General features: G+C 68.1%; 14 protein-coding genes and 1 tRNA gene. 5 read left to right on the top strand and 10 right to left on the bottom strand.

Annotated elements, in window-relative coordinates:
• Positions 1 to 26: 26 nt before the first annotated feature.
• Positions 27 to 109: transfer RNA gene (locus JOD62_RS14340), tRNA-Leu, on the top strand.
• An 80-nt stretch (positions 110 to 189) separates the two neighbouring features.
• Here JOD62_RS14340 and JOD62_RS14335 read toward each other — a convergent pair.
• The 4 genes from JOD62_RS14335 to JOD62_RS14320 all read right to left on the bottom strand — a co-directional run bounded on the left by JOD62_RS14335 (position 190) and on the right by JOD62_RS14320 (position 5,439).
• Positions 190 to 1,620 (bottom strand): sensor domain-containing diguanylate cyclase, encoded by a 1,431-nt coding sequence (locus JOD62_RS14335; protein WP_204939911.1) that lies wholly within the window; start codon positions 1,618 to 1,620, stop codon positions 190 to 192.
• A complete protein-coding gene (locus JOD62_RS14330; RefSeq protein ID WP_204939910.1) occupies positions 1,617 to 2,447 on the bottom strand; it encodes an alpha/beta fold hydrolase in 831 nt (276 codons plus the stop codon). The genes JOD62_RS14335 and JOD62_RS14330 overlap by 4 nt, the downstream gene beginning before the upstream one ends.
• Before the next feature lie 51 nt (positions 2,448 to 2,498).
• Positions 2,499 to 3,590 carry a VIT1/CCC1 transporter family protein gene (locus JOD62_RS14325; RefSeq protein ID WP_204939909.1) on the bottom strand — a complete coding sequence of 364 codons (1,092 nt, stop codon included), beginning with the start codon at positions 3,588 to 3,590 and terminating at the stop codon, positions 2,499 to 2,501.
• 109 nt (positions 3,591 to 3,699) lie between these two features.
• On the bottom strand, positions 3,700 to 5,439 hold the full coding sequence (locus JOD62_RS14320) for a DEAD/DEAH box helicase (protein WP_204940235.1): 1,740 nt from the start codon (positions 5,437 to 5,439) through the stop codon (positions 3,700 to 3,702).
• Positions 5,440 to 5,566: 127 nt separating this feature from the next.
• Here JOD62_RS14320 and JOD62_RS14315 point away from each other — a divergent pair, with 127 nt between their 5' ends.
• A complete protein-coding gene (locus JOD62_RS14315) occupies positions 5,567 to 6,394 on the top strand; it encodes an SGNH/GDSL hydrolase family protein (protein ID WP_204939908.1) in 828 nt (275 codons plus the stop codon).
• On the opposite strand, the gene JOD62_RS14310 is transcribed toward JOD62_RS14315, so the two are convergent.
• A complete protein-coding gene (locus JOD62_RS14310; protein ID WP_204939907.1) occupies positions 6,395 to 7,201 on the bottom strand; it encodes a TrmH family RNA methyltransferase in 807 nt (268 codons plus the stop codon).
• 120 nt (positions 7,202 to 7,321) lie between these two features.
• Between JOD62_RS14310 and JOD62_RS14305 the strand changes: the two genes are divergently transcribed.
• Complete coding sequence (locus JOD62_RS14305; protein WP_204939906.1) at positions 7,322 to 8,185, top strand: Sir2 family NAD-dependent protein deacetylase; 864 nt, start codon at positions 7,322 to 7,324, stop codon at positions 8,183 to 8,185.
• On the top strand, positions 8,182 to 8,790 hold the full coding sequence (locus JOD62_RS14300; protein WP_204939905.1) for a histidine phosphatase family protein: 609 nt from the start codon (positions 8,182 to 8,184) through the stop codon (positions 8,788 to 8,790). Before JOD62_RS14305 ends, JOD62_RS14300 begins: the two co-directional genes overlap by 4 nt.
• Here the strand turns inward: JOD62_RS14300 and JOD62_RS14295 are convergent.
• Genes JOD62_RS14295 through JOD62_RS14275 form a run of 5 tightly spaced genes read right to left on the bottom strand, consistent with a single transcriptional unit; the run spans position 8,787 to position 14,818 of the window.
• A complete protein-coding gene (locus JOD62_RS14295) occupies positions 8,787 to 9,611 on the bottom strand; it encodes an HpcH/HpaI aldolase/citrate lyase family protein (protein ID WP_204939904.1) in 825 nt (274 codons plus the stop codon). The genes JOD62_RS14300 and JOD62_RS14295 overlap by 4 nt on opposite strands.
• A gap of 5 nt (positions 9,612 to 9,616) precedes the next feature.
• Positions 9,617 to 10,120: a MaoC family dehydratase gene (locus JOD62_RS14290; RefSeq protein WP_204939903.1), complete on the bottom strand. Its 504-nt coding sequence runs from the start codon at positions 10,118 to 10,120 to the stop codon at positions 9,617 to 9,619.
• Positions 10,121 to 10,147: 27 nt separating this feature from the next.
• Entirely contained in the window at positions 10,148 to 11,293 is a 1,146-nt protein-coding gene (locus JOD62_RS14285; RefSeq protein ID WP_204939902.1) for an acyl-CoA dehydrogenase family protein, read from the bottom strand.
• Entirely contained in the window at positions 11,290 to 13,254 is a 1,965-nt protein-coding gene (locus tag JOD62_RS14280) for an acetyl/propionyl/methylcrotonyl-CoA carboxylase subunit alpha (protein ID WP_204939901.1), read from the bottom strand. The genes JOD62_RS14285 and JOD62_RS14280 overlap by 4 nt, the downstream gene beginning before the upstream one ends.
• A 4-nt stretch (positions 13,255 to 13,258) precedes the next feature.
• Positions 13,259 to 14,818: a carboxyl transferase domain-containing protein gene (locus tag JOD62_RS14275; protein WP_204939900.1), complete on the bottom strand. Its 1,560-nt coding sequence runs from the start codon at positions 14,816 to 14,818 to the stop codon at positions 13,259 to 13,261.
• Between the two features lie 104 nt (positions 14,819 to 14,922).
• Here JOD62_RS14275 and JOD62_RS14270 point away from each other — a divergent pair, with 104 nt between their 5' ends.
• On the top strand, positions 14,923 to 15,510 hold the full coding sequence (locus tag JOD62_RS14270; RefSeq protein ID WP_204939899.1) for a TetR/AcrR family transcriptional regulator: 588 nt from the start codon (positions 14,923 to 14,925) through the stop codon (positions 15,508 to 15,510).
• Positions 15,511 to 15,540: the final 30 nt, after the last annotated feature.

Genomic DNA, 15,540 nt, shown 5'->3' with positions numbered 1-15,540 from the left:
TTCGTTGGAAACAACGAAAAAGATCTGCGCGGGTGGCGGAATGGTAGACGCGCTACGTTGAGGTCGTAGTGCTCGCAAGGGCGTGGGGGTTCAAGTCCCCCTCCGCGCACAGATCGAGAAGGCCGGTTCGAAAGAACCGGCCTTCTCTGTTTCCACGGTCGGCTCTTCGTCTCGCACAGGCTTTCGTCCCTAGGCGCTCCATCCGCGGGCCAGCACGCCGTCCTTGCCATCGCGTTTCACCTCGTACATGAGGGCGTCCGCGGCAGCGATGAACTCCGCCGCACTCGGGGCGCGCACACCGTCGCGCGGATTCCAGCCAAGTACGCCGACGCTCGCCGAGAGCGGCATACCGGAGGCCGGACCATCGAGGGGCATCCGCACCGCGGCGCGCACGCGCTCGGCCAGACTCCGCGCATCCTCCAGCGTCATATCCTCGAGCAGGATGAGAAACTCGTCTCCACCGAGCCTCGCCACGACGTCGCTCTGACGGCATGCGTTCCGCAAGCGCGTGCTGACGGTGCGCAGCACCTCGTCCCCCACCCCGTGGCCGCGTGCGTCGTTGATCTGCTTGAAGCCGTCGAGATCGATGAAGAGTACCGCGCAGGGCTCCTCTCTCGTCCCACTGTGCGCGAGAGTCTCGGCGAGCCGGTCTTGGAACAGCATTCGATTCGGAAGCCCGGTCAGAGCGTCGTGAAGTGCGATGTGTCTCAAGCGGTCCTGCAGGCGCAGGTGATCCAGCACGCGCTCTGCCTGCGCTGCCAACGCGTGCAGGGTCTCCACCTCTTCGCTTCCGAGAGTGCGCGGTCGCCCGAACCAGCAGCGGATGTCGCCCAGCACGGTGCGCCCGTCCTGTCGCTCGCGCATGATCGGGACGACCAGGAGTGCCTCCACGCCATCCTTCGTGAGGGCCGCTGCACGTTGGGGCTTCTCTGCCGCGATCTCGGTGAGATCACGGCAGATCAGAGTGTCTGACGAGAACGCCTCGTCCGGCGCCACTCCCACGCTGGGTGGCGCCTGCCCCCACCGTCGGAGCGTCGCGGCGCCGACAGCATCGCCGCCCGTATTCTCCTGCAGTCGTACCTCCGTCCACCGCGCCTGAAGGGCGGTACCGGCGCTGTCAGCGAGAATCTCACCGAGGTCGTCGCTTCCGCCCGCCAGCGCGAGCCGGCTCGTCGCCTCCTGCAGCAAGCTCAGGGCGCGGTGCGCGACGGCGGCTTCACGGCGGGTCTGGACGAGTTCCTGCTCGAACTCGACCCGCGCGGTCGCATCGAACGCGGCGATGTGGACGACCGGAGTCGGTGTATCGCGCTGGCGGAGATTCGCGTTGACGAGCATGGGGCGCTTCTCCCCCGAACGTGTGCGTACCTCCAGTGTGAGCGCCCGTACGTGCCCTGTTTCCACCAGGCGCGGCACCACCTGTGTCTCGTAGAGGAGGCGCGAAGCAGGCGTCAGCAGATCGACGAGATTGCTGCCGATCAGGCCTTCATCGTCTCCGAGCCACCGCGCCGTCGGAGCGTTGTGCGCGAGGATCGTGCCCCGAAGCTCCATCGTGAGGATGGCGACGGGCGCAGCATCCAGGAGGTCATGCGACAGTCCTACCTGAGTGCGGTCGTCGGTCACAGCCGATCCTGGATCAGCTCGACCACGAGATCGGGCTCCGTCAGATGGACGAAGTGCCCGGCCGTCTCGAGCTGCACGAGTTCACTCCCCTGGATGTGATCGCGCAGATACCCGCCGATGTGCGGCGGGCAGATGATGTCTCCCTCGGACTGGACGATGGTCACGGGCACGGTGACCTCGCGGAGACGATGCCGTACGTCGCTGAAGAACACCACACGCGCGAAGTGCACCGCGACGCGTTCGGGCGTTGCGGCGAAGAAGCCGCGGACGCGGTCCACGACATCTGGGCGGTCGTCCCGTGCGGTCACTGCCGGAGCGAGGGAGGCCGCCCAGGCGGGCTGGTTCGCCTCGATCGCTCCGAGGAGACCGAGCACGTCTTCACGGCTGAACCCTCCGACGTAGTCGCCGTCGTCGACGTAGCGCGGCGAGGGACAGATCATGATCACGCGGCGGAAGAGGTCCGGGCGACGGATCGAGGCCAAGGCCCCGATCATGCCGCTGACGGAGTGCGCGACGAGGACAGCATCCTTCGCCTCGACCGCGTCCATCACCTCGATCAGATCGTCGGCGTATCCCTCGAGCGAGTCGTAGCGCTTCTCGTCGTACGCGCGCAGGTCACTGCGGCCCGAGCCGACATAGTCGAAGAGGACGACGCGGTGCGTCTCAGCTAAACGCTCCGCGATACGACGCCACGCGGACTGCTCATTGCCGTATCCATGAGCGAAGACGAGAGTGGGGCCGTCCCCAGCGCCAAGGACCGTGACAGCGTTGCGGGCGATGACAGCCGCCGACGCATCATTCGGAACGGTGACGGTGCGTGTGCTCACAGGGTGCCCTCTCGCGCGGATCGTGCTTCGAGACTATCGGCGTCTGTGCGGCTAGGCGACGTCGACGCCGAAGATCAGCCCCAGCCCGTAGGTGATGAGAGCCGCGCCCAAGCCGATCGCCAACTGGCGCAGAGCACGCTGCAAGGGCGGACCGCCGGAGAGGATGCCGACAGCCGCTCCCGTCGTCAGGAGAGCGACGCTCACGAGGACGAGAGCCAGGATGACAGCGGTCGCGCCCTCCAACCCGAAGATCCACGGCAGCACGGGGATGATCGCCCCGGATGCGAAAAGAAGGAAGCTCGACGCTGCGGCGCCCCAGTCGCTGCCGACGACCTCCGCCACGCCGACGCCGTGCGTGCGCACGGGCCCTGTCGCGGCCCTCCTCGCGCCGGCCTTGGCCGCCGCCACGACGCGTCGTGCACGCTCGAGGGACTGCGTCTCATCGTCGCCGCGTGCCCGGTAGACGAGCGCGAGTTCGTTCTCGTCGATGTCGAGATCGCCCGCCCGCAGTTCGGCCGCTCCATCGGCCTCCGTCGCCGCGAGAAGCTCACGCTGGGAGCGCACCGAGACGAACTCGCCCGCGCCCATGGAGAGCGCGCCGGCCAGCAGTCCTGCGATGCCACTGAACAGAACGAACGCGGAGCTCGCGCCCGTCGCACCGATGCCGATCACGAGTGCCAGGTTGCTCACCAGACCGTCGTTCGCACCGAAGACGGCGGCGCGGAACGAGCCGGAGAGTCGTCGGCGCCCGCGGGCGGCCAATCCCCGCACGACCTCGTAGTGCACCTTCTCATCGGCGCGCATCGCGGGAGTGGCATAGATCTCGGCGTCATAGGGAGAGCGGGCTTCCGCGCTCTGCGCCAGGGCGAGGACAAAGATCGATCCGAACCGGCCAGCCATCCACCCCAGCACCCGAGAGGAGAGCCCCGCCTTCGGCAGTCGCGCGGGTTCCTCACCGAGAAGTTCGAGCCAGTGCTGCTCGTGACGGCGCTCAGCCTCTGCGAGCGAGAGCAGGATCTCGCGCTCCTCACCTTCGCGACGCTCGGCGAGGCGCTCGTACACGCGCCGTTCGGCGCGCTCCTCGACCAGGTAGCGTGCCCAGCGGCGCCGATCAGAAGGCGTCGGGGTGGCGGGGGGATTCATCGGGACCTCCAGGAAGCGGACAACTGTTCCACGCTAGTGAAGGCTCACCACGAGGACCCCATCCGCACCCGGATTGCCAGCATTTCGGGGTTCCGAAGGCAGCCGCCGATCAGCTGCGGACGCGGCGTCGGAGCAGGTCGATTCGCGCCTGCAGCTGCGCGACGGTCGCCTGTGCGACGGCGGGTCCGCCGCAGAGGCGACGCAGCTCGGCGTGGACAGCCCCGTGCGGATCGCCGGTCTGCCGCGCGTAGACGCCGACCAGACTGTTCAGCAGCTGCCGCTGCTCGCGCAGCGTGCGGTGCAGCGGTTCGGGCAGGGTCGTCGTCGGCGCCGGTTCTGTCGCCTCACGGGCGGCGCGGAGCTTGCCCTGTCGCGCCTGCCGTTGCATGAGCAGTTCGTGGACGTGCTCCGGCTCAAGAAGACCGGGGAACCCGATGAACTCCTCTTCTTCGGGCGTGCCCGGTTCGGCGAGCTGTCCGAAGTCCTTGCCGTCGAAGACGACACGATCGAAGTGTGCCAGGGAGGAGATCGCCTGATAGCTGAACTCCTCGGTCAGGGCGTCGGATGCGTCGTCCTCGCGATTGGCCGCGTCCAGCAGCGAGTCCTCGAGACCGTCGTCATCCTTCGTCTGACGATCAAGCGCATGATCGCGCTGCTTCTCCATCTCGTTCGCGAGCGTCATCAGCACCGGCACGTTGGGCAGGAACACGCTGGCGGCTTCACCGCGACGACGGGCCCGCACGAAGCGGCCGATGGCCTGCGCGAAGAACAGCGGCGTCGAGGAGGAGGTCGCGTACACGCCGACCGCGAGTCGCGGGACATCGACGCCTTCGGACACCATCCGCACCGCGACCATCCAGCGGCTCGTGTTCGCGCTGAACTGCTCGATGCGTGACGACGCCTCGGCCTCGTCGGAGAGCACGACCGTCGCCCGTTCGCCCGTCAGCTCGCGCAGCAGAACGGCATAGGCGCGCGCAGCGGTCTGGTCGGTAGCGATGACCAGGCCACCCGCATCGGGCACATGGTGTCGGATCTCGGTCAGACGTCGATCGGCGGCGGAGAGCACCGCGGGCATCCACTCCCCTGCCGGATCGAGCGCCGTGCGCCACGCCTGGGAGTTGACGTCTTTCGTGTTGTCCTGCCCGAGGTGCGCCTCGAGCTCATCGCCCGCGCTCGTGCGCCAGCGCATCTTGCCCGAGTACATGTGGAAGAGCACCGGTCGCACGACGCCGTCGGCGAGTGCGCGTCCGTAGCCGTAACGGTAGTCCGTGCTCGACACGCGTGCGCCGGACTCGTCGGGCAGATACTCGACGAAGGGAATGGGGGCGGTGTCACTGCGGAACGGCGTTCCCGACAGCAGCAGACGACGCCGCGCGGGTCCGTAGGCGTCGCGGATCGCGTCACCCCAGCTCAGTGCATCGCCACCGTGGTGCACCTCGTCGAGGATCACGAGCGTCTTGGCGGATTCGGTCAGAACGCGGTGGACGTAGGACTTCGCTGCGACCTGCGCATATGTCACGACAACGCCGTGGTACTGCCGGGCGGGCATCGAATGGCTGTTCCGGAAACGCGGGTCCAGGCGGATGTGGACACGGGCCGCGGCGTCCGCCCACTGGGTCTTGAGGTGCTCGGTCGGAGCGACCACGATCACACGGTCGACCTCGCCGATCCGGAGCAGCTCCACCGCGAGGGTCAGAGCGAAGGTCGTCTTTCCTGCACCCGGGGTCGCCGCGACCAGAAAGTCGCGCTGATCAGCCTGGAAGTATGCATCGAGCGCTTCCCTCTGCCAGGCCCTCAGCTTGTCTGCAGTACCCCACGGGGCGCGCTGGGGGAAGGACGGAGAAAGCATCGTCATCAACGATAGACGAGGCGTCGGACAACCGACGAACCTGTCGAGCGGCCCTCCCCAGAGGGTAGGCTCGTGGGCGCGGTTCGGGCACCCTCGCACCGCGAAAACGCCCCGAGGAGGCTTGCCGATGACCGGTCAGGAAGCACCACGTACCCCATTCGTCGCGAACGACACCCCGCACCCGTGGCGCCGCTTCGTCGCCGTCGGAGACTCGTTCACCGAGGGAATCGGCGATCCCGAGCCCTCCGCCCCCGGCGGACAGCGCGGATGGGCGGATCGCGTCGCGGAGGTGCTCGCGTCACAGGTCGACGACTTCGCGTATGCGAACCTCGCCGTGCGCGGAAAGCTGATCGGCCAGATCAGCGACGAGCAGATCGAACCGGCTGTCGCCCTCAACCCCGATCTCGTGTCGATCTGTGCCGGGGGCAACGACGTGATTCGCCCCGGAACCGACCCCGACGAGATCGCGACGATGCTCGACGACGCCGTCACGCGCCTCTCGCGCACAGGCGCCGCGGTCGTGCTCTTCACCGGGATCGACACGGGCTTCACCCCGGTCTTCCGCCCGTTCCGCGGCAAGGTCGCCATCTACAACGAGAACGTGCGTGCGATCGCCGACCGGCACGACTGCATCGTGGCCGATCAGTGGGGCCTCAAGGTCATTCAGGATCCACGGTTCTTCGCGGACGACCGTCTGCATCTCAACGCTCTCGGACACCACGAGGTCGCGCGAATGGTTCTGCGTGCTCTCAACGTCCCCAATGATCTTCAGGCGATGGCTCCGGATCCGCTGCCCGTGCGCACCTGGCGCGAGGCGCGGGGCAACGATGTCGCCTGGGCGCGTGAGCACCTGGTTCCGTGGGTGCTGCGACGCCTCCGCCATCAGTCGTCGGGCGACTTCGTCGAGGCCAAACGTCCCGACCCGATGCCCGTGCTGCGTCCCGAGCAGGACTGACTACGGCGCCGGCGGGTGGCGCAGCGCCCAGAGCGCGACCGCACCCGCCGAGGCGACGTTGAGCGAGTCCACGCCGCCGTACATCGGAATGGTCACGACCACATCCGCCGTGTCGAGAGCCTCCGCACTCAGTCCGTTTCCCTCGGTGCCGAGCGCGAGGGCGACCCGATCCGCCCGCTGAGGCGCGTACTCCTCCAGCGTGACCGCGTCCTCCCGGAGCGCGAGGGCAGCGATCTGCACCATGGGAAGCTCGTCCCGCAGCTCCTGCCAGGACGTGAAGCGGCTCCACGGCACCTGGAAGACCGTGCCCATGCTGACCCGGACGCTGCGCCGGTAGAGCGGATCCGCGCAGCGTGCGGAGATCAGTACAGCATCCGCCCCGAGAGCGGCGGCGGCGCGAAAGGCCGCACCGACGTTCTGATGCTCGATCAGATCCTCGAGGATCAGGATGAGTCGGGCGCCCTGCGTCACCTGGGTGATGCTGGGCAACGCGGGGCGCTGCATGGACGCGAGCGCGCCTCGGTGCACATCGAACCCCGTGACAGCTTCCGCGACCGCATCCGGCACGACCGCGATGAGCACCTGCGGATCTGTGACGATCTCGCGGACATCAGCGAGTCGTCGCTCCTGGACCATGACCACCCGCGGACGGTGGCCTGCGGCGACAGCGCGAGCGATGACCTTGGTCGACTCCGCCATGTAGAGCCCGTCGACATGCTCACTGCGCAGCCGAAGTGCCGTGTCGGTGAGATTGCGGAAGTCATCCAGACGCGAATCGTCCGGGTCTTCGATGGTGACGACGGGCATGAAAACCTCTCAGCGATGCGGTGATGTGGGTTCTGCGACACCGGCCTCCACTCTGCCATGCCGCCCTAGGCTTGGAGTGCACCGCGCGCACGTGCGGAGCACCGGAGGGAGCGGCGCGCGATGGAATCGGTCGACATCGATGAGCAGGTCGCTCGCGCCGTCGATCTGCTGGCCGATCGCCGCACGGCGGTGCTCACGGGCGCCGGGATCTCCGCGGACTCCGGCATCCCGACCTATCGGGGTGCCGCGGGAGTCCCCCGCCGTCCGATGACCGTACAGGACTTCCTGAGCGGGGATGCGGCGCGTCGCCGCTACTGGATGGGCGGCCACCTCGGCTGGCGCCGCTTCAGCGCCGTGCACCCCAATGCGGGGCACCGCGCGCTCGCAGAGCTCGAGCGTGCAGGTGCCGTGACCGGCGTCATGACGCAGAACGTCGACGGTCTGCACCTGCAGGCCGGCAGCCAGCGTGTCATCGAACTGCATGGCACAGGCCGGCGCGTCTACTGCCTGCAGTGCGGACAGGTGTTCGATCGAGAGAGTGTCGCCGCGCAGATCGACGCGAGAAACCCGTGGCTGGCCGCAGCGGACGACATCCCTCTGGGTCCCGACGGAGATGTGGTCCCCGAGGCCACCGACGGATTCCTGGTGCCGGTGTGCACCGTCTGCGGAGGCATGCTGAAACCCGACGTAGTCTTCTTCGGAGAGACGATTCCGCTCTCTCGCTTCCGCACGGCGGAGTCGCTGCTCCGGGCGTCCGACGCGCTCCTCATCGCGGGGACGTCACTGGTCGTCAACTCCGGGGTGCGCTTCGCCGAGCGGGCGCGCCGTCGAGACCTGCCGATCGTGATCGTGAACCACGAGCCGACGCGCGTCGACACGTGGGCGGCGCTGACGATCGCGGCCGGTACGAGTGAAGTCCTCCCGGCGTTGGCGCGGGCGCTCACATCGTCCACTCCGACAGCCCTGGGTAGGGTCGAGGAGTGACCTTCTTCGCTCTCGTCCGCCACGGCCAGACGGCCTGGAACTTCGACCGCCGCATCCAGGGACTGACCGACATCCCGCTCAATGAGACGGGTCTCGCTGACGCACGTCGCGCCGCCGACACTCTTCGCGGCGAGACGTTCGATGCCGTCATCACAAGTCCGCTGCTGCGGGCGCAGCAGACCGCGGAGGTCATCGCGAGCGAGCTCTCGCTCCCTGCGCCGGTGATCGCGCCAACCCTGCACGAACGAGCGTTCGGCGAGGCGGAGGGGATCCTCGTCCAGGAGTTCCTCGATCGCTACGGCGACTGGCACGCAGAGGTTCCCGGAGCGGAGAGCTTCGACGAGGTGCGCGAGCGTGCGCTCGCAGCGCTCGACGAGATCGCTCGTCGCGCCCGTGCCCGGACCGCCCCGCGCGCACCGCGCCTCATCGTGGTGACGCACGGAGGACTCATCCGATCGCTCGTGCATCATGCATCGAAGGGCACGATCCCCGCCCACGGCAGCCGACTGCTCAACGGCTCGGTGCATCGGTTCGTCGCGGATACCGCGGGCGTGCATCTGCTGGCTTCGGATCTCGGCCAGTCCGAAGAGCTCATCGGCGTCTAGACGGTACCGTCGGCGGCGCGCTGAAGGATCGAACGTGCGTGGCGGAGCACGGGCTCGTCGATCATCCGCCCGTCGTAACGGAAGACGCCCCTCTCCCCCTCTGCGGAGGCCAAGACCCCCTGGGCCCACGTCACGAGCTGCGGATCCGGCCGGTAGGCCTCGCGGATGACGGCCACCTGCTGCGGATGGATGCACGCGGTCGCGCCGAATCCGGACGCCGCAGCATCCGCCGCCTCTCTTGCCAGACCGGAGACGTCGCCGATGTCGAGATGGACGGCATCGATCGCGGCGATTCCCGCCGCACCTGCCGCGAGCAGCACCTGGGCCCGAGCGACGCGAGCGACGTCGCGGTAGCGACCGTCCGCATTGCGACTCGATGTTCCGCCGAGCGAGGCGACAAGGTCTTCCGCACCCCACATGAGCGCCGTGACCCGCGGATGCCGCGCCAGTTCCGGCGCTGCCTGCACGCCGCGCGCTGTCTCACACAGCGCGATGAGGTCGTAGCGCCCACCGAACGCGTCCAGCGCAGATGCGTCTTCGGCCTTCGCGACCATGACCGTGCGGATACGCGTCTCCGCGAGAGCCGCGAGATCGGCGGCGAACTCATCGCTGTCGGTGCCGTTGACGCGAACGATCACCCGCTCGGGGTCGAGGTCCGCGTCGACGAGGGCGCGGCGTGCCGCGGCCTTCGCGGCGGGAAGCACAGCGTCTTCGAGGTCGATGATGGCGCCATCGGCCTTTGTGAGCGCGGATGCGTATCGTTCCGGACGATCTGCGGGACAGAACAGAAGCGCAGGTCCCAGGGCGAAGGAGGGAGACATCGGCATCACTTTCCGGGATCGGGGCGGCAGAGGACGAGAACGGTGCGACTCGCGGTGGCCACGACCGTGCCATCCTGGTTGCGGCCGGTGTGTGCGATCGTGCAGATGCCCTGCCCCGGCCGCGAGGCCGACAGCCGCTTTTCGGTGATCACGCTCTCGGTGTACAGAGTGTCACCCTGCAGCAACGGGTGTGGAAAGCGCACGTCCCCGAGCCCGAGCTGCGCGACGAGCGTGCCCTGCGTGAGCTGCGCGACAGACGCGCCGACCATGGTCGACAGCGTCCACATCGAGTTCATCAGCCGCTCCCGGTACGGCTCCTGCGTCGCCGCGAACGCCGCATCCAGGTGGAGCGCCTGCGTGTTCATGGTGAGGGTGGTGAACAGGACGTTGTCGGCCTCCGTCGCGGTGCGCCCTGGCCGGTGCAGATAGCGCGCGCCGACGACGAACTCCTCGAAGTACAGCCCCCGCTGCACGATGTCGGGACCTGGGGTCTCTACCTGCGCGTTCACGTTCTCCACGGTAGCGCTCCCCTCGCCTCAGGCCACGCCCAGGGCCCGTGCGATCACGAGCAGCTGCACCTCGGTCGTGCCCTCACCGATCTCCAGGATCTTGGAGTCCCGGTAGTGGCGGGCGGCGGTGAACTCGTTCATGAAGCCGTTCCCGCCGAGAATCTGCGTGGCGTCGCGCGCGTTGTCCATGGCGGCTTCCCCGGCGACGAGCTTGGCGATCGCGGATGCCACGGCGAACGACTCACCGGCATCCCGAAGTCGTGCCGCATGGTGCCACGCCAGCCGTGCAGTGTGCACCCGCGCCGCCATGCGGGCGAGCGTGAACTGCGCATTCTGCCGGGTGCTCAGCGCCGCGCCGAAAACCGTCCGACTCTGGGCGTAGCGGGTCGCCTCTTCGAGGCATCCCTCCGCGGCGCCGGTCGCGAGAGCTGCGATCGCGATGCGTCCTTCGTCGAGGATGCTGAGGAAGTTGCGGAAACCCTCGCCGCGCACGCCCAGCAGGTTCTCCTGCGGGACACGCACACCGTCGAGCGTCAGGGGGTGCGTGTCGGACGCGTTCCACCCCACCTTGTCGTAGGCGGGTTCGACGGTGAAGCCCGGGGTGCCGTTCGGCACGATGATCGTGGAGATCTCCTTGCGCCCGTCCTGCTGACCGGTGACCGCGGTGACCGTGACGAAGCGCGTGATCGGAGTGCCGGAGTTCGTGATGAACTGCTTCGTGCCGTCGATGACCCATTCGCCGCCGTCCTCCCGTGCGGTCGTGCGGGTCGCGCCGGCGTCACTGCCTGCTTCGGGCTCGGTCAGGCCGAAACCCGCAAGTGCATGTCCGGAAAGGAGATCGGGCAGGTACTCCTGCTTCTGCTCCTCGGTTCCGAACCGGAAGATCGGCATGGCCCCGAGGCTCACCCCCGCCTCGAGGGTGATCGCGATGGACTGGTCCACGCGGCCCAGCGCCTCGATCGCGAGGCAGAGGGCGAAGTAGTCACCACCCTGCCCGCCGTACTCCTCCGGGAAGGGAAGGCCGAAGAGGCCGATCTCCCCCATCTGCCGCACGACATCCATCGACAGGGTGTGCGTGCGGTCGGCTTCGTAGGACTGCGGTGCGACGACGGTGTCGGCGAACTCGCGGACGAGACCGGCGAGCTCGCGTTCTTCAGAGGAGAGATCGTTCATGACAGGTGCTCCTTGTAAGAGTCGGGAGCCTCGGGGTCTGAGGCCGATGGTTCTTCGGGGGCGACGATGCGGGCGACGGACTGCTCCCGACGCACCTGATCGCCGACGGCGACGAGCAGGGAGACTGTCCCGTCGCGCGGCGCGAGGACGGGATGCTCCATCTTCATCGCCTCGATGGAGACGAGCCGGTCCCCAGTGCGCACGACCGCACCGTCGCTGACGTGCAGAGCGACGACTGTTCCAGGCATCGGCGCACGGCACAGCGGGTCATGTGCGGCATCCTGTCGGGTCATGGCGGCGCGGCGCAGACGGAATCGTCCCGCGCGATCGATCGGACGAAGGCGGATGCTGTCGCCTCCGGCGCTCACCCAGACCGCGCCATCCGCGTCCACGGCCGCCGTGGCACCCGACGTATCCGCGTTCTCGGGGACCTCGAAGACCTCATCGTCATCTGTGCGGAACCAGCGCGCGGCTCGCGGTTCCGCCCGGCCGAGTCGCCACCCGGGCCGCTCCGCCCACAGGGCGGAGACGTGCGTGCTGGACGGGGGTCCGCTCGTCACTCCTGCCGCGGCGGCGAGCATCGCGGCGGTGGCTGCGGACGGCGCGATCGGCAGCAGCGTCTCGATGAGCCCGGTGTCAATGTCTCCTTCCCGCACCCGCTCGTTCTGACAGAGCTGTCGGAGGAAGGCGATGTTCGTGTCGACCCCCAACACGACGGTCTGCGCGAGAGCGGCATCCAGGCGTTCCAGCGCCGTGCGGCGGTCCGGCGCGTACGCAATGATCTTGGCGATCATCGGGTCGTAGGCGCCGGAGACCGTACTGCCGGTCTCGACCGCCGAATCCACGCGCACACCCGCCGGCGCCGTGAGTTGCACGATCGTTCCCAGCGACGGCAGGAATCCGCGCGCCGGAGCCTCTGCGTAGACGCGTGCTTCGACGGCATGTCCCTGCATGACGGGTGCGGTCGCACGCTCCGGCAGTGGACGACCCGCCGCGACGAGAAGCTGCAGTTCTACCAGGTCCAGCCCGGTCACCTCCTCTGTCACGGGATGCTCCACCTGCAGGCGCGTGTTCATCTCGATGAAGAAGAACGTCGCGGGATCATCGGCATCGACGAGGAACTCCACCGTGCCAGCGCCCACGTAGTCGACGCTCTCGGCAGCTCGTACCGCCTGCGCGAGGAGGGCGTCGCGCGTCGCGGCAGGGAGTCCCGCCGACGGAGCCTCTTCGATCACCTTCTGGTGCCGGCGCTGCAGCGTGCACTCGCGTTCCCCCAGTGCGATCACGGTGCCGTGCTGATCACCGAAGACCTGCACCTCGATGTGGCGGGGACGCGCGACCAGTCGTTCCAGCACGAGGCTGTCGTCGCCGAAGGCGGCTGCGGCAATCCGGCGCGCGGAGTCGAGTGCCGCCTGCAGGGTCGCGGCATCCTGCGCGATCTCCATGCCCTTGCCGCCACCACCGGCCGACGGCTTCACGAGGAGCGGATACCCGACCTCCGCGGCTCGGGCGGCGATCTCGTCGTCGCGGAGCCCGACCGCGGAGAATCCGGGAGCGACGGGGACACCCCGAGCCATGACGTGAGCGCGTGCGGTCGCCTTGTCGCCCATGATCTCGAGCGCTGTCGCCGAGGGCCCGATGAAGACGATCCCGGCCGCAGCGCAGGCATCCGCGAACGCCGCGTTCTCCGAGAGGAATCCGTAGCCCGGGTGGATCGCCTGCGCGCCGTGCCTCTGCGCCGCCGCGATGACCGCATCGATCCGCAGGTACGACGACGTGGCGGGATCGGGGCCGAGGCGCACGGCGACGTCCGCCTCCCGTACATGGGGCGCGGTGGCATCACCATCGCTGTAGACCGCGACGCTGCGGATCCCGAGAGCGCGCAGGGTGCGGATGATGCGACGGGCGATCTCCCCGCGGTTCGCGACGAGGACGGTGTCGAAGAGAGGTGTGTGGGTCATCGGGTCACATCCGGAAGAGTCCGAAGCGCGGCTCCGGAAGAGGGCTGCGGGAGATCACGTCGAGGGCAAGTCCGAGCAGGTCACGCGTCTGGTCGGGGTCGACGATCCCGTCGTCCCACAGTCGCGCGGTGCCGTAGTACGGCTCGCCCTGGGCTTCGTATCCGGCGCGGATCGGGGCCTCGAAGGCCGCGCGCTCCTCCGACGTCCACGTCTCGCCGCGCGCACTGAGCTGATCGTCCTTGACGGTGGAGAGGACGGAGGCAGCCTGCACGCCGCCCATGACCGAGAGCCGGCTCGCGGGCCAGGTCCACAGAAACCGCGGGGAGTATGCCCGACCGCACATGGAGTAGTTGCCCGCACCGAAAGAGCCGCCGATCACGACCGTGAGCTTCGGCACCCGCGTCGTCGCGACGGCCGTGACCATCTTGGCCCCGTGCTTGGCGATCCCGCCGGACTCTGCCTCGGTGCCGACCATGAATCCGGTGATGTTCTGGAGGAACAGCAGCGGGATGCCGCGCTGATCGCAGAGCTCGATGAAGTGCGCTCCCTTCTGCGCGGACTCGGAGAACAGCACGCCGTTGTTCGCGATGATCCCGACCGGGTGCCCGTGCAGACGCGCGAAGCCCGTGACGAGGGTCGCACCGTAGTCACGCTTGAACTCCGAGAACGATCCGCCGTCGATGAGCCGTTCGATGACCTCATGCACGTCATAGGCGGCGTTCACGTCGACGGGGACGACGTCGTACAGGCTTCCGCCCTCGTCGGGCGCGCGCGCCGGAAGCACTTCCCAGGCCGACGCAAGCGGCGGCGGAAGCGTCGCGACGATGGAGCGCACGATCTCGAGTGCATGCTCATCGTCATCGGCCAGGTGGTCGACGACACCGGACACCCGGGCGTGCATCTCCCCTCCGCCGAGCGCCTCGGGCGTGACGACCTCACCGATCGCCGCCTTCACGAGCGGCGGTCCTCCGAGGAAGATCGTGCCCTGCTCCTTCACGATGACCGTCTCATCGCTCATCGCCGGCACATATGCGCCTCCGGCGGTGCAGGAGCCGAGAACCGCGGCGATCTGCGCCACCCCGGCGGCAGACAGCTGGGCCTGGTTGTAGAAGATGCGCCCGAAGTGCTCTCGGTCCGGAAAGACCTCGTCCTGCATCGGCAGATAGGCACCGCCGGAGTCCACGAGGGCGATGCACGGAAGACGGTTCTCACGGGCGATCTCCTGGGCGCGAAGATGCTTCTTCACGGTCATGGGAAAGTACGTTCCGCCCTTGACTGTGGCGTCGTTGCAGATCACCATCACTGGCCGACCGTGGACGAGTCCGATCCCAGCGATCAGCCCTGCCGCAGGCGCCTCGTCGTCGTACATGCCGTCGGCAGCGAGCGGAGCGATCTCGAGGAAGGGGCTGTTCTCATCGAGGAGTCGCGTCACACGATGACGAGGAAGAAGCTTTCCCCGTGCAATATGACGGTCCCTGGCGGCCTGTGGCCCCCCTTCCGCGACATGTTCGAGTCGCGCATGCAATGCCTCTGCGAGACTGCGTTGCGTGGGAGCATCCGTCATCCTGTGGTCCTCCTTGACTCACCACCACCCGAAGGTAGAGATCAGAGACGAAACTGGTTAGTCTTCATTAACTGACGACTTCAGGTTAGCGAGGGTTAACTGAAATGACAAGGGTGTCCACTCCCCGATCGCGCGCGAAACAAGACCGTCAGACCGCTCTGCTGCGCGAGGCCGCCCGACTCTTCGCAGCTCGCGGTTTCTCCGCGGTGAGCCTGGAGGAGATCGGTGCCGCCGTCGGCGTCAGCGGGCCTGCCGTCTATCGCCACTTCGCCGGCAAGCAGGCCCTTCTCGGCGCCCTCCTGGTCCAGGTCAGTCAGAAGCTGCGCGACGGCGGCCGCGAGGTCATCGACGCGCACACCGAGCCCGCTGCCCGCGTCGAAGCGCTCATCGGATTCCACGTCGACTTCGCCCTGGGCCACCCCGATGTGATCCGTGTGCAGGATCAGGACGCCGCGCATCTGCGCGACGAGGACTACGCGGCCGTCCGTGACCTGCAGCGCGAGTACATCGAGATGTGGATCCGCGCGATCGAGCCGCTCGTCGCCGAGGATCGCTCCGCGCGTCGCCTGCGTGTGCAGGCGTGCTTCGGCCTCATCAACTCGACGCCCCACAGCACGAGTGCGACGACGCGCGCGAGCAGAGCGACAGCGAACGTGCTGTCGCGCATGGCAAGCGCCGCACTGCTCGCCTGAGGGGCTCTCCGCAGTTCCGGCAGAGACCCC

It is taken from the genome of Microbacterium keratanolyticum, assembly GCF_016907255.1.
In the GTDB taxonomy this organism is placed as follows: domain Bacteria; phylum Actinomycetota; class Actinomycetes; order Actinomycetales; family Microbacteriaceae; genus Microbacterium; species Microbacterium keratanolyticum.
Note: the sequence above shows the minus strand (reverse complement) of the source record. Positions and strands in the feature narration are given on the sequence as shown.